Annotated in this window: 14 protein-coding genes; 7 read left to right on the top strand and 7 right to left on the bottom strand. The window is 39.0% G+C overall.

The genetic code is table 11. The features are described from left to right. Window positions 1–52 precede the first annotated feature (52 nt). The 3 genes from lipA to CWD90_RS16520 all read left to right on the top strand — a co-directional run bounded on the left by lipA (window position 53) and on the right by CWD90_RS16520 (window position 4231). Window positions 53–928, top strand: coding sequence for a lipoyl synthase (gene lipA / locus CWD90_RS16530; RefSeq protein ID WP_103477183.1), 876 nt, complete (start codon window positions 53–55; stop codon window positions 926–928). A 70-nt stretch (window positions 929–998) separates the two neighbouring features. Continuing rightward, window positions 999–2009, top strand: coding sequence for a type I glyceraldehyde-3-phosphate dehydrogenase (gene gap, locus CWD90_RS16525; RefSeq protein WP_103477182.1), 1011 nt, complete (start codon window positions 999–1001; stop codon window positions 2007–2009). After that, complete coding sequence (locus CWD90_RS16520) at window positions 2006–4231, top strand: tetratricopeptide repeat-containing hybrid sensor histidine kinase/response regulator (RefSeq protein ID WP_103477181.1); 2226 nt, start codon at window positions 2006–2008, stop codon at window positions 4229–4231. Before gap ends, CWD90_RS16520 begins: the two co-directional genes overlap by 4 nt. Here CWD90_RS16520 and lpxK read toward each other — a convergent pair. After that, complete coding sequence (gene lpxK, locus CWD90_RS16515) at window positions 4228–5232, bottom strand: tetraacyldisaccharide 4'-kinase (RefSeq protein ID WP_103477264.1); 1005 nt, start codon at window positions 5230–5232, stop codon at window positions 4228–4230. The two genes, CWD90_RS16520 and lpxK, sit on opposite strands and share 4 nt — an antisense overlap. A gap of 49 nt (window positions 5233–5281) precedes the next feature. Between lpxK and CWD90_RS16510 the strand changes: the two genes are divergently transcribed. Then, the gene (locus CWD90_RS16510; RefSeq protein ID WP_103477180.1) at window positions 5282–6376 is read left to right on the top strand and encodes a Nif3-like dinuclear metal center hexameric protein; all 1095 of its coding nucleotides are present in this window, start codon (window positions 5282–5284) and stop codon (window positions 6374–6376) included. Window positions 6377–6378: 2 nt separating this feature from the next. Next, on the top strand, window positions 6379–7158 hold the full coding sequence (locus CWD90_RS16505; protein ID WP_103477179.1) for a zinc ribbon domain-containing protein: 780 nt from the start codon (window positions 6379–6381) through the stop codon (window positions 7156–7158). A 75-nt stretch (window positions 7159–7233) separates the two neighbouring features. Here CWD90_RS16505 and CWD90_RS16500 read toward each other — a convergent pair whose 3' ends face one another. Further along, the gene (locus tag CWD90_RS16500; protein ID WP_103477178.1) at window positions 7234–8574 is read right to left on the bottom strand and encodes an FAD-dependent oxidoreductase; all 1341 of its coding nucleotides are present in this window, start codon (window positions 8572–8574) and stop codon (window positions 7234–7236) included. A gap of 307 nt (window positions 8575–8881) precedes the next feature. Continuing rightward, window positions 8882–9430: a ClpP family protease gene (locus tag CWD90_RS16495; protein WP_103477177.1), complete on the bottom strand. Its 549-nt coding sequence runs from the start codon at window positions 9428–9430 to the stop codon at window positions 8882–8884. Between the two features lie 286 nt (window positions 9431–9716). Here CWD90_RS16495 and CWD90_RS16490 point away from each other — a divergent pair, with 286 nt between their 5' ends. After that, window positions 9717–10403 carry a hypothetical protein gene (locus CWD90_RS16490; RefSeq protein WP_103477176.1) on the top strand — a complete coding sequence of 229 codons (687 nt, stop codon included), beginning with the start codon at window positions 9717–9719 and terminating at the stop codon, window positions 10401–10403. A 12-nt stretch (window positions 10404–10415) separates the two neighbouring features. Here CWD90_RS16490 and CWD90_RS16485 read toward each other — a convergent pair whose 3' ends face one another. The 3 genes from CWD90_RS16485 to CWD90_RS16475 form a co-directional block, all read right to left on the bottom strand. Continuing rightward, window positions 10416–11564: an MFS transporter gene (locus CWD90_RS16485; protein ID WP_103477175.1), complete on the bottom strand. Its 1149-nt coding sequence runs from the start codon at window positions 11562–11564 to the stop codon at window positions 10416–10418. Window positions 11565–11588: 24 nt separating this feature from the next. Then, window positions 11589–12866, bottom strand: a complete 1278-nt coding sequence (kynU, locus tag CWD90_RS16480) for a kynureninase (protein ID WP_103477174.1) — start codon at window positions 12864–12866, stop codon at window positions 11589–11591. Window positions 12867–12932: 66 nt separating this feature from the next. Continuing rightward, a complete protein-coding gene (locus CWD90_RS16475; protein WP_103477173.1) occupies window positions 12933–13397 on the bottom strand; it encodes a GNAT family N-acetyltransferase in 465 nt (154 codons plus the stop codon). Between the two features lie 41 nt (window positions 13398–13438). Here CWD90_RS16475 and CWD90_RS16470 point away from each other — a divergent pair, with 41 nt between their 5' ends. Further along, window positions 13439–14080 (top strand): O-methyltransferase, encoded by a 642-nt coding sequence (locus tag CWD90_RS16470; RefSeq protein ID WP_103477172.1) that lies wholly within the window; start codon window positions 13439–13441, stop codon window positions 14078–14080. 260 nt (window positions 14081–14340) lie between these two features. Here CWD90_RS16470 and CWD90_RS23300 read toward each other — a convergent pair. Then, on the bottom strand, window positions 14341–14527 hold a 187-nt coding region (locus CWD90_RS23300), incomplete at its 5' end, for a hypothetical protein (RefSeq protein WP_205161264.1).

The raw sequence follows: 14527 nt of genomic DNA, 5'->3' as shown, positions 1-14527 counted from the left end.
TAATTGGCATTTTAACTATAACCCATTTCGTATATTTGCACAAAATCATAGTATGAGTATCGAAACTATAGAAAGTGTAATTCCTCCAAAAGGCAAACCCAAATGGTTACGGGTAAAACTTCCTACGGGTAAAAAATACACCCAACTAAGGGGATTGGTAGATAAATACAACCTTCATACCATCTGTACCTCAGGTAGTTGCCCAAACATGGGCGAATGTTGGGGAGAAGGCACGGCTACATTTATGATACTTGGTAACGTTTGCACGAGATCATGTGGATTTTGTGGTGTAAAAACAGGACGACCAGAAGATGTGGATTGGGAAGAACCGGAAAAAGTGGCGAGATCCATTAAAATTATGGAAATTAAACACGCTGTAATTACTTCTGTTGATCGTGATGACCTCAAGGATATGGGATCCATAATATGGGCAGAAACCGTGAAGGCCATCCGAAGAATGAACCCAACCACAACATTGGAAACTCTGATTCCCGATTTTCAAGGCATTACTACCCACTTGGATCGGATACTTGCCGTAGGGCCAGAAGTGATTTCCCACAATATGGAGACGGTAAAAAGATTAACCAGAGAGGTTCGCATTCAAGCGAAATATGAAAGAAGTCTTAGCGTCCTTTCTTACCTTAAAGAAAACGGCGCCAATCGTACCAAGTCCGGAATAATGTTGGGGCTAGGAGAAAGGGAGGAAGAAGTAATTCAAACCATGGAAGACCTAAGGTCAGCTAATGTTGATGTTGTTACTATTGGACAATATTTGCAGCCCTCAAAAAAACATCTCCCGGTTAAAGAGTATATTTTGCCAGAACAATTTAAAAAATATGAGGAAATAGGACTTCAACTTGGTTTTAGACATGTTGAAAGTGGGGCATTGGTACGCTCATCATACAAAGCACACAAACACATAAAGTAGGTTAATATTATACCCCAAAATCTAAATTATCATTCCGTATTTATACGGATAAAATGGCTTACTACTATTTATGAAACGGATTAATATTGGTATAAACGGTTTCGGCAGAATTGGGCGTACCCTATTTAGACTTCTAAGCGAGCACCCTCATTTAAATGTGGTGGCAATAAATGATTTGGCAGATGCACGTACATTGTCACATTTATTAAAATACGATAGTATCCACGGTGTGTTTCAAAAAGAAGTCTCCCACAATGAAAACCAAATCATTGTAGGAGATCAAAAGGTAACCTTATTAAATCATAACTCCCCGAAGGATATCCCTTGGGCCAACTATAAAGTTGATATCGTTGTTGAAGCTACTGGCAGATTCAAGGACAGATCTATTTTAACACAACACCTAAACAACGGCGCAAAAAAGGTTATTCTTTGTGTTCCTCCAACGGAGGATGATATAAAGATGGTGGTATATGGCATAAACCATGAAACCTTGGACAAAACGGATGATATTATTTCCAATGCTTCCTGTACCACCAACAATGCAGCACCTATGATCAAGGTAATCCAAGACCTTTGCGGCATAGAGCAGGCCTACATCACTACCATTCATTCTTATACTACCGATCAAAGTTTACATGACCAGCCCCATAAGGACCTAAGAAGGGCCAGGGCGGCGTCGCAATCCATAGTCCCTACCACCACTGGAGCAGCAAAGGCCTTGACAAGAATATTTCCCGAATTATCGGATGTTATAGGCGGCTGTGGCATACGGGTACCGGTGCCCAATGGATCCTTGACCGATATTACTTTTAATGTAAAAAGGGAAACCTCCATTGAGGAAATAAATGAAGCTTTTTTTAGAATATCGCAAAAAGAACTTAAAAACATTCTATATTATACAAAAGATCCTATAGTTTCGATTGATATAAACAATACTTACTACTCTTGTACGTTTGATTCACTGATGACATCTGTAATCGGCAAAATGGTCAAAATCATTGGATGGTATGACAACGAGACCGGATACAGTAGTAGAATTGTAGATTTAATTAACTTTATTATACGCAAACAATACGTTTGAGACATTTATTCTTACATATAAATCTGAACAGAAAATTCTGGCTCCTAGCCGTAGTATTGTTTTTTCACTATAGCCATGCCTATACGCAAGAAAACAAGGCTGCTGAAACCGATATTGAATATTATTTTGACAAAGCTCGGGAGTTAGGGAACAAAAATAAAATTGAACCTGCCCTAGAGGACTTGAATACGGCCATGGAAATTGCCTTCAAGAACAATGACCAAAAGGCCCTCATAGATACCTATCACAAATTTGCCATTCTATATTTAAGATTGGGAAAGGACGATAGTGCACAATATTATGCAGACCGGTCTAAATCCCTTTTAAAAGACATTTCCTATCCTTACGGAGAGGCTACCCATAAGTACATAGATGCCATTATCTCCTATAGGGACGGCAAAAACTTCTTGGCTATCTCCATGCTGAATGAAGCAAAACAAATAAACAATGACCGTAATTTACTGAACAACATTCTCTTTGTTGAGGGGAATATTTTTCTAAACCTGGAAAAATATGAGAGTGCCACAAAGAATTTCAATGCTTTGGCCGTAAATACAGACATTTACGAAAAGGATTACCTAGCGACCAAGTCTCACATTAAATTGGCCGAAGTTTATTTCAGAACAGAAAATTACGAAGAGACTGTTAAAAATGCACAGAGTGCCTTAAAATTAGCCAAGGCGAATAACTTTTCTCTTGAAATATTGGAAGCCAATGAACTACTCTCCAGAGCTAATACAAAACTTGGCCTTTTTGAATCGGCCCTGTTTTACAATAAGAACTTATTAAATATTAAAGATTCCATATTTACTATTGAAAAAACGCTAGGTGAAACCAAGACCGCAGACAAAATTCAAACCGATTTTATGCGGGATGAGATTGGTAGGCAGGAAGTAAAGATCGAGGAGCTAAGTCAGTCCAAAAACAGAACTGAAATTACAGCTATTTTAACTGCAGCCTTTTTGATCGTAATTTCCATACTGGCCATTTCCCTTTATCGCAATAATCAGATCAAGTTAAAAACCAACGATTTATTACATACCAAAAATAATGAATTGCAGACGGCAAGGGATGCCGCGGTTATGGCCATGGAGGCAAAAACCAACTTTTTGTCCACCGTTAGCCACGAATTGCGAACGCCTCTGTATGCAGTTACAGGTTTAACACATTTATTACTGGAAGAGAATCCGAGTGAGAACCAAAAAGAACATTTGAAATCATTAAAATTCTCCGGTGATTACCTATTGAATTTCATTAATGACATTCTACAAATCAATAAAATAGACGCCGACAAACTGGAAGCACTTCAAATTGATTTTAATCTTAAAAAAATACTTTCTGAAGTCATCAATTCGCTAAATCAGAGCGCAAAGGCCAATAATACAAAAATTGAATTGGACTTTGATGACGATATTCCATCACATCTTTTGGGAGATCCCTTAAAGCTTTCCCAGATTTTCATAAACCTTATAGGCAACGGAATAAAATTCACCAAAGGCGGTGTAGTAACCGTAATTACAAAACTTGCGAGAAAAGAGGAAGAGAATTTAACCGTTTATTTTGAAGTAAAGGATAGTGGAATCGGAATAGACCCTGAAAGACAGCTCACTATTTTTGACAGCTTTGAACAAGGCTCAATTCAAATAAACAGGGAATATGGCGGTACCGGTCTAGGACTTACCATTGTTAAAAGTCTGCTGGGCCTATTTGGCAGCAAAATTGAACTTAAGAGTGTATTGGGTGAAGGAAGTTCCTTTTTCTTTGAAGTGGACTTAAAAAGTAAGGATGACCTTATTGATGATATTCCATTCGAAATCACCGAAGTAGAATACGATTTTGAGGGGCTCCATATATTGATTGTGGAGGACAACAAAATCAACCAGGTGATAACCAAAAAAATGTTGAGCAAAAAGGAAATTACCTCTGACATCGCCAATAATGGTCTTGAGGCTGTAGCCATGGTAAGAAAAACGGATTACGACTGTATCCTAATGGATATCCATATGCCAGGAATTAGTGGAGAAGAAGCCACTATAGAAATAAGAAAATTTAATAGACTGGTTCCAATTATTGCACTTACCGCAATTTCCTTGGATGACAGTTTGGAAAGTTTTTACGCGGCTGGTTGTAATGATGTGGTTACCAAACCTTTTAAACCAGAGGTATTCTATTCTAAAATAGGAGAGAACATCTTTGATATTAAAAAAAAAATTGAAGCTTAAAGATTAGTTAAGCTATCATTTAGCAAATTCAACAGAACCTTTTCGCCCTCATTCAAAAATTTGTGCCTTATCCCTATATAATGCAGATTTTTTACTTTCCCTTCTAAACGCACATAATCCTTTTCGGTCGTAAGTACCATTCCCTTTGTATTAAACATGGCCATTTCCTTTTCCGAAAAAAAATGATGGTCCTGGTAGGCCAAATGTTCGAACTCAATTCCCCTATGTTTTAGAAAACTTACCAAGGGCTTTGGGTCGGCTATCCCGGTAACCAAGGTAACCTTTGTACTTTTCAGCTGGGCCAAACTTATCTCCCCAGACCCTCCCTTTAAGGAAGTGTCATAATCCAGAAAACTAAAAATAACCTTCTGGCTTGGAGCAGGTCCTAATTTTTTTAGAATTCTGTGTTGCTCCATAGCACTCAAATCTTGGGGGCATTTGGTAACAACTATAATATTCGCTCGTCTGGCTTCACGTTTGCTATCCCTTAAATTCCCGGTTGGCAAATACCAATCATCAACATACAAATTAGCATAAGAAGTCAATAACACATATTGATCACATTTTACTTTTCTATGCTGAAAGGCATCATCCAAAAAAATAACATCGGGGCCAACCGTTTTCTCCAAAGTAGAAATTCCATGCTGCCGGTCCGCATCAACCGCCACAAAGGCGTTGGAAAATTTTTTATATATCTGATAGGGCTCATCCCCTAAATCAGCTACACTTACCCCAGGCTCCGCCAATAAATAACCTTTTGACTTTCTTCCATATCCCCTACTTAAAATCGCTATTTTAAATTGCTGCGGCACATGGGACAACAAAAACTCTATCATTGGGGTTTTACCGGTACCACCAACACTAAGATTACCCACACATATGGTTTTGGTAGCATAAGATCTTGACCGGAACAGGCCAGTGTCATAACAATAATTACGCAGGTATACGACCATTGCGTATATGAGTGATATAGGAAAGCCTAATTTTCTTAGTAGCTGCATTAGAACGAAAATATAATATTTTATCTTTGGAAGACCATAAATTTTAAAAATGATCATAAAACAAGTTATCGATACACTGGAAGAATTGGCACCACTGAATTATGCTGAAGATTTTGACAATGTTGGACTATTGGTGGGAAATGCAAATAATGAGGTAAAGGGTATCCTTGTTACATTGGACACCTTGGAAAATGTAGTGGACGAGGCCATTGCCAAAAAGTGCAATCTGATTGTTAGTTTTCACCCTATTATTTTTGGAGGCCTAAAGAAAATTACGGGTGCCAATTACGTACAAAGAGTAGTAATTAAAGCTATCCAGCATGATATTGCCATATATAGCATGCATACGGCCCTAGACAATAACAACAAAGGCGTAAATGCCAAAATCTGTGAAATATTGGGCTTACACAATACAAGCATTTTAATCCCGCAAACAGGCACCATTAAAAAGCTGACCACCTATGTGCCCCAAGCGCATGCCGAAGCCCTTAAAACAGCTCTATTTAATGTTGGGGCAGGAAATATCGGCAATTACAGCAACTGTAGTTTTACAATGGATGGCACAGGAAGCTATCAAGCCAATACAGGAGCCAATCCCTATATGGGCAAAATTGGCGAAACCCACTATGAGCGCGAATCACAAATAAGCATTACCTATGCCAAGGCGAATGAACAAAAAGTGCTAGCGGCACTTTTTAGCAACCATCCTTATGAAGAAGTGGCTTATGAAGTGCAAACTTTAGAAAATAAAAACCAAAATATTGGCATGGGTATGGTCGGAAATCTCGAAAAATCGATGGGCGAAGAGGAATTTTTTGATTTTCTGAAGGAAAAAATGAACGTTTCCTGTATTAGACACTCTAATTTTTTGGATAAAAAAATAACTAAAGTTGCGGTTTTGGGCGGAAGCGGTTCCTTTGCAATATCTGCTGCAATGTCCGCCAACGCTGACGTATTTGTCACATCAGATCTAAAATATCATCAATTCTATGAGGCGGAAGGGAAAATACTTTTGGCCGATATTGGGCACTATGAAACAGAGCAGTTTACAAAAAATCTCTTAGTTGATTATCTTACGAAAAAAATTCCTAATTTTGCAATCTCTTTATCGGAGAGCAAAACAAATCCCATCAAGTATTTTTAAATATGGCAACAAAGACAGAAACAACAGTAGAAGAAAAGTTAAGAGCACTATATGATTTGCAATTAATTGATTCTAGAGTTGATGAGATAAGAAATGTTAGAGGAGAACTTCCTCTAGAAGTAGAAGATTTGGAAGACGAGGTACTTGGCCTTAAAACAAGAATGGATAAGCTTAAAACCGATCTTGAAACTATCAACTACGAAATAGGCGCCAAGAAAAATCTTATTGATGAAGCCAAAACCTTGATCAAAAAATACGCGGAACAACAAAAGAATGTCCGTAACAGTAGAGAATTTAATTCCTTGACCAAAGAAGTAGAGTTCCAGGAACTTGAAATTCAATTGGCCGAAAAAAATATTAAAGAGTTCAAGGCCCAAATAGACCAGAAGAAAGAGGTTATATCCTCTACCAAGGAGCGTTTAGGCGAAAGGGAATCTCACCTTAAGCACAAAAAAAGTGAGTTGAACGCTATTTTGGCCGAAACGGAGAAAGAAGAAAAGGCACTTTTGAAAAAATCGGAAGAATACCAATCACAAATTGAAGACCGTCTGGTAAAGGCCTACACTAGAATCAGAAATAACGTTAAAAATGGTTTGGCAGTAGTTCCAATCGAAAGAGGTGCTTCCGGTGGTTCTTTCTTTACCATTCCACCACAAGTTCAAGTGGAGATAGCTTCCCGCAAAAAAATTATTAGCGATGAACACAGTGGAAGAATTTTAGTAGACCCTGTTTTGGCCGAAGAAGAACAAGAAAAAATGAAAAAGTTGTTCTCTAAATTATAGAACAAGTAGTTATAAAAAAATAGAGCCATCTTATGAAGATGGCTCTATTTTTTTATATACACTTCAGTCCAACGCCTACAAAAGACTCAGGATTTTTTGATCTACTTCTTCACTGTCCCAAATTTCCTCTATATTGGGAATTTGCATTATTTGCTTCATTATTTTTTCTTGAGCATCACCATTAGCCAAAGCATCTACATAAGGTTTATCTGAAAACGTAACCCTAGAATAGGCCGGAACCCATTTCTCGGGATATTTCTTGGCAAACCGCTTTTCAATCTTTTTCTGCAATATAAAATTAGGGTCGGCCGTCATACTGCTCATTTCCATAAAATTCCGGTAACTTAATTCCGCTATGGCATCTGCATTGGGCTTCCGTTCGGTTTGATAAGTACTAAATATTTTCTCCCAATCATCCCCAAATTCGGCAATGATCTTATCTAAAGCGTATATATCTTCAAAGCCGGCATTCATGCCCTGCCCATAAAACGGCACAATGGCATGTGCAGAATCGCCCACCAATGCTACCTTGTCCCAGTAAGTCCAAGGATAGCACTTAATGGTAACCAGTGCACTTGTGGGATTTTTAAAGAAATCTGTAGTAAGGTCTTCAATGACCGGGGCAACATTTGGAAAATAAGTGTTAAAGAAATGTTTGGCCTCATCCTTAGTGTTTATTTTCTCAAAGGAAACCTCGCCTTCAAATGGTAGGAACAAAGTACAGGTAAAACTTCCATCCATATTGGGCATGGCAATGAACATAAACTTGCCCCTTGGCCAGATATGGAATGAATGTTTATCCAATTTATGGGTACCATCTTCATTTGCAGGTATGGTAAGCTCCTTGTAGCCTACATCTATAAATTCTTGAACGTAATTAAACCTACTCCTACGTTGCATCTTGTGCCTAACTCGCGAAAAAGCACCGTCGCATCCAAAAACAATATCGTACAAATACTCCTTCCACTCCCCTTTCTCCGTAGCTCCCGTATATATTTTTCCTTCGGGAAGGTCTATATCCCACACCTTTTCCTCAAAATGAAAATCCACCCCGGCCTCCTCGGCCAAATCGATCATTTTACGATTTAATATGCCTCGTGAAATAGACCAAATGGCCTCCCCTTCCTTTCCATATTTTTGATAATACTCCGGTTCCCCTGCAAGATGGATAGCGCGCTTGTCCAATGGTATTGCAATTTTCTTCACTTCATCCTCAATTCCCACCTCCCTTAGGGCCTTCCAGCCCCTATTACTCATGGCCAAGTTTATAGATCTACCAGAAAATTCTACATTTCGGATATCCGGTCTACGATCATAAACGGTGATGTGGTGGCCTAACTTCCGAAGGTAAATCGCTAATAATGATCCTACTAATCCCGAACCGATAATAGCAATGTTTTTAGGAGTTTGTGTCATACTAATACAAATAGGAAAAAGGATATGTTAAGGTAATAAATGTAGTAAAATAAAGTTACTTGAATATAACAGTTTTAATATCATAACAAAACACTGGCGATTCTTATATTTCCAAACCTAACCGTACCAGCAAGAGAAAAAATAATTTTTTTCCGATACTGACATCCAAACCTCATATTTACTTCGTATATACTACATACCGCTTCGGCGTCCATATATAAAAAAGTCCTTCACATTAGGTTTGTGAAGGACTTTTCCCTTTATATATAATATGTAATAAAATACATTATAATCCAACTAAGAGCGGCTATTCCAAAATTCCGTCCACTATACCATAGGCTATGGACTCTTCAGCGTTCATCCAAAAATCTCTATCGAAATCCTTCATTACCTTTTCAAAATCCTGTCCACAATTATCTGCCAATATTTTAGCACTCAACTCACGTGTTTTGATAATCTCTTTGGCCTGGATCTCAATATTGGATGCCTGTCCCCTGGCACCACCACTAGGCTGATGGATCATTACCTGGGCATGTGGCTGTATAAAACGTCTTCCCTTCTCCCCTACGGATAACAAAATAGACCCCATAGATGCCGCCAAACCGGAGCAGATGGTAGAAACCGGACTCTTTAATGATTTAATGGTGTCGTACATGGCAAAACCAGAAGTAACATAACCCCCGGGGCTATTTATGTACAATTGAATTTCTTTGTTGTTTTGCATATCCAAATACAATAAACGATCGATCACATGTTTAGCGGTATCATCATCTACCATTCCCCATAAAAATACTTTTCTTTCGTCAAGCAGTTTTTCGTCTATTGCTTCTTGTATCTTTCCTTTTTTTGAACTCATTTTTTGATTTCTTATTAAGTTTCAAAAATAATGAATTTATTGGGAATTACGGCAGGTAAATTAATGTGCAGCGCATTCAATTAATCCATGCAAAGACATAGACGCCAATTATACAAAAGAATAATGTGGAATAGTGGGATTCCAAATGAAGGATGGCTGACACCAAATATGCCATCTTACCCCCCATTAACCCCAATTTAAAAATAGAAAAAACGAATAATGTATCTAAGCAATCTTAAAGATTCTGCCAAAAACCTACTATCTTTATCTTTGAAAAAAACCACAAATGAAAAACTCACTACTAACAGTTTTATGCCTAACACTGTTCATATCAGCTTGCAAAACGGATAAAAAACCAAAGGTTGCCGATTTAAAAATGGAACTATCTATTTTGGATAAAGTGGCAAATGCACACGGGTTTAATCAATTTAAAAATGTAAAAGAGATTGCCTTTACTTTTAATGTAGATCGCGCTGACAGCCATTCTGAACGCCGCTGGGTATGGAATACTATCACTAACGACGTACAATCCATTAACAAGGGAGATACCATTTCTTACAACCGCAGCAACATGGACAGCACGGCCACGAAAGTAAATAGTGGTTTTATAAATGACAAATATTGGCTCATGGCCCCCTTTAATCTTTCTTGGGACAAGAGCAATATCACCTATGACCATCAAAGCGACGTGCCCGCCCCGATAAGTAAAAATCCAATGCAAAAATTAACCATTGTCTATGGCAATGAGGGTGGATATACTCCTGGTGATGCCTATGATTTTTATTTTGGAAGTGATTATATGATCAAGGAATGGGTTTTTAGAAGAGCCAATCAACCAGAACCATCCATGACAACCACTTGGGAAAATTACGTAGACATAAACGGCCTCAAAATCGCAGAAATGCACAAAAATGAAGATGGAAGTTTTAAGTTGTACTTTACCAACATCAAAGTAACCTCAAAAACCCCATAAAGCCTTCCGCAATTACCTTCTTCTCCTATACAAGCCATAGGTAGCGCCTAGTACTAAAATGGCGCTTACCATTAATATTACAAAAGTATACTTTAAGGAATAACTTTCGGCCACAAAACCAAGAACTACGGGACCTAGCAAGAACCCTGCATATCCCGTACCGGCTATAAAGGAAACTCCCTGTGAGGAATCTACCCCTTTGACCGTACCCCCTATCCTAAAAAGTTCGGGAATAATCACCGAATAGCCTAATCCTATGAAAGCAAATCCTGCAATGGCCATATAGGTATGTGTAGCAAGTACAAAAAGAAAGCCGATAACAGCTATGAAAGCTCCTAGAGCCACCACTTTTACAGAACCTATAGATGCGCTGATACTATCTCCCAAGAACCTGCCCAAGGTCATCATGGCGGAAAACGCCAAAAATCCCGTACCGATCAATGTTTCGGGTGCCATACTTATCTCCTGTAAAAACAGTCCACTCCAATCTACAATGGCTCCTTCCCCGCCCATCGCAATAAATGAGATGATACCAAGTATCAGAAGCGGTTTAAACAGTTTTAGACTAAAGGGTTCCTTCTCTACAGGTGCAGCTACGATATCCTTATAATGTTTACGGAAAATATAATTAACAATAAAAACCAATATAACGGCGTATAGCATATGCAAGGCCGGACTATTTATAGTAAATATTAGAAAACTGCCCAAGCCCGCCAATACACCACCAAGGCTAAAAAAACCATGGGATGCGGACATAAAGTTCTGTTGATCTTCCTTTTCAATTTCGGTAACCAGGGTATTCATAGCAATATCGGTAAAGCCATTTCCGGCTCCCAATAAAAAAAGTGCCCCCATTAAAGAATAATAATTAGGCGCCAACAATGGGAATAGGGCCGCCAAACAACTGAACATTATACCATACCATGTGGCCTTCCCCACCCCTAACCTATTAATGATTTTTGCAGCTACTGGGAATACGACAAATACGCCCAAGGCCAAAAAAAAGAGTGCTATACCCAAATCGGCCTTATTGATATCCAATTTCTCCTTGACCGTAGGTATATATATGGCCCAGGTACCAAACAATATATTTATACTGGCAAAGACCCAAGAAGGCGCAAAATATCTGGGATTTGAAAGAATAAGACGAAGTGACTTCATAAATGTTTTAGCAGATATTGGGTTTTAATTTTGCCCCTTAGACTGAATTCCAGATTTTAAAACTTGACCAAAATTATACATATCTGCAAAGGAACAATAAAAAGGTGCCGGTGCCAAGCGAATTACATTGGGCTCCCTCCAATCCGTTACAACTCCGTTTTCCATTAAAAAATTAAACAGCTCTTTACCTTGTCCATGTAATAAAACAGAAAGCTGACAACCGCGATCCTCGGGAGTGATGATTTCAAACGACCCTTGGGTCTCCTTATCTATTTCTTGGAGAATAAACTCCAAATAAGAAACAATGAGCTTCCTTTTGGCTATAAGTACCTCCATGCCAACCTCAGCGAACATTTCCAGAGAGGCCAAATAAGGAGCTAGTGAAAGCACTGGGGGATTACTAACCTGCCAAGCATCGGCATTTTCCATGGGTTCAAACTCGGGCTTCATTAAAAATCGAGTGTCTTTCTTTGTTCCCCACCAGCCTTCAAATCGGGGAATATCGCTCCTGTCAAGATATTGCTGATGTACAAAAATACCCGCCGCATTTCCAGGTCCACTGTTCATATATTTATAACTGCACCAGGCCGCAAAGTCAACTCCCCATTCATGAAGTTTTAGAGCAACATTACCAACACCATGGGCCAGATCCCAGCCCACAAAGGCTCCTTGACTTTTGGCCGATTTTGTAATGGCCTCCATATCAAAGACCTGACCGTTATAGTAATTTACACCACCTATGAGTACGAGCGCCAGTTCATCCCCAACCTCATTAATCTTATCTATGATATCCTGGGTATACCAAAAATTCTCGCCCGATCTTTTCTTTACCGCTACAATTGTATTTTCTGGATCCAAACCATGAAATTTAACCTGACTCGTCAACATATATTGATCTGAGGGAAATGCCTTTTCCTCACAAATGATCTTAAATCTTTTCTTGTTGGGCCTGTAAAAAGAGACCATGAGCATATGTAGGTTTACCGTTAAGGTATTCATCACCGACACTTCTTCAGGCTTTGCCCCTACCACTTTTGCCAATGGTACCGCCAAACGCTCATGATAATCCCACCACGATTTTTCCGCATGAAAATGGCCCTCTACCGCCAATTCTTTCCAATCGTTCATGATATCATCCACGAACTTTTGGGTGCGCTTAGGTTGTAGTCCTAGAGAATTACCGGTAAAATAAATAACATCCTTGCCTTTCGTCTTAGGAAAATGGAATTCGCCACGGTATTTCTTAAGGGGATCAACCGCATCCAATTGTTGGGCAAACACTAACGAATTTTGAAATTCCATATCCTTAATTTTGTGCTAAAATACAACTTACGTATATAAGGCATATACCCCAAATCTATAATTTGATCAATCCACATTTACCCTCATTTCCAAAATATGCTTTTTAAACCCCACTTTCTCATAGGCCCTAATGGCGGGTAGATTATCATTGTACACTGTAAGCCTTATTTCATGAATACCCTGAGCTTTTGACCATTGGACCAAGGCATCTACAATAGTCTTGTTAATGCCTTTACCGCGGTAATCATTATGGGTATACATAAACCCAAGATAGGTGTATTTCTTATGATCTAAATAAGGCTTTGCATCCCGTATAAGTGCATAGCCCGAACCTATAATTTTGGAGTCTTCCTCTGCCACCATTACCTCGGCCTCATTGGATAATATCAATTGGCGAAGGTCATAATAACTGATCGGGTCCTTGTCCAGAGTCTCGTCAAAAGGCCTTTCGGCACGTATAATTTCCTGCTCAAAGGCCAATAGGATATTTAAATCGGCCAAAGTGGCCATTCTTACTGCAAATTGTTGCATGATTACTATATTTGGAGACCTAAATATACAAAGTAAAGCTGATGCATTTCTTATCTTCTATATTGGAACAATATATTGCCGACCATTCTCAATCGGAACCTGAATTACTTCAGAAACTTACACGCGAAACCCATTTAAAGGTAATTCAGCCCAGAATGATCACCGGACATTTTCAGGGTCGTGTACTGAGCCTTTTATCCAAAATAATAAATCCCAAGAATATTTTGGAAATCGGCACCTATACTGGCTACTCCGCCTTGTGTTTGGCTGAAGGTCTGCATAAAGAGGGAACACTGCACACTATTGACATTAATGAAGAGTTGCATGCCATGCAAAGGCGGTATTTTGACGAAGGTGGTTATGGATCTCAAATTGTACAACACACCGGTGATGCACTGAAAATTATACCCGACCTGGAGGCTGTTTTTGATCTGGTTTTTATTGATGCCGAGAAAGTGAGCTATGACCAATATTTTGAAGCTGCCTTAAAAAAATGCCGTTCAGGAAGTGTTATATTATCAGATAATGTGCTTTGGTCCGGTAAGGTGGTGGAGCCTTTAAATCCAAAGGACAAGGCTACAAAAATTTTAATGGATTACAACGGGAAGTTAAAAGAAGATCCCAGAGTAGAAACCGTTCTTTTGCCCATTAGGGACGGACTTACACTAAGTAGGGTTATATAGTCTGGTTTTTGTTACTTTCATTCGGATCAAGGGCATGGTAAAAAACATCTCATTATTATTGTTGTTTTATTAAACGCAATTGACCTCCCCCTAACCCTCCCGCTACAACTGCGGGACAGGCTCTCCCAAGGAGGGGGGATATTATTCTGAGCAGCAAGTTCAAGTCGATTATCAAGTGAAATTCCCTCCCCTTGGGGGAGGTCTAGGGTGGGGAGCCGTTAGCTGTTGTGCCCAAAAGGAGTTTTCTCTAGGCGACATAATCATTTCAAGGTCATCCCAATTAGCAAATTTTGCAAAAATGTTAAGTCAACCAATGACTTAATAGCCGAAAGACATAAGGCAAAAGAGATAAGCCAGTAGTCAAAAATGGCAAGTAATAACCACAGCAAGGGCTCCTTCCCTTGGATAAGGGAAGGTGGATCCTCCGCTAGCTGCGGAGGAGACGGA

This window comes from Arenibacter catalasegens (assembly GCF_002909235.1).
In the GTDB taxonomy this organism is placed as follows: domain Bacteria; phylum Bacteroidota; class Bacteroidia; order Flavobacteriales; family Flavobacteriaceae; genus Arenibacter; species Arenibacter catalasegens.
The sequence above is the reverse complement of the archived record's forward strand: the minus strand, read 5'-3'. Positions and strand labels throughout refer to the sequence as shown.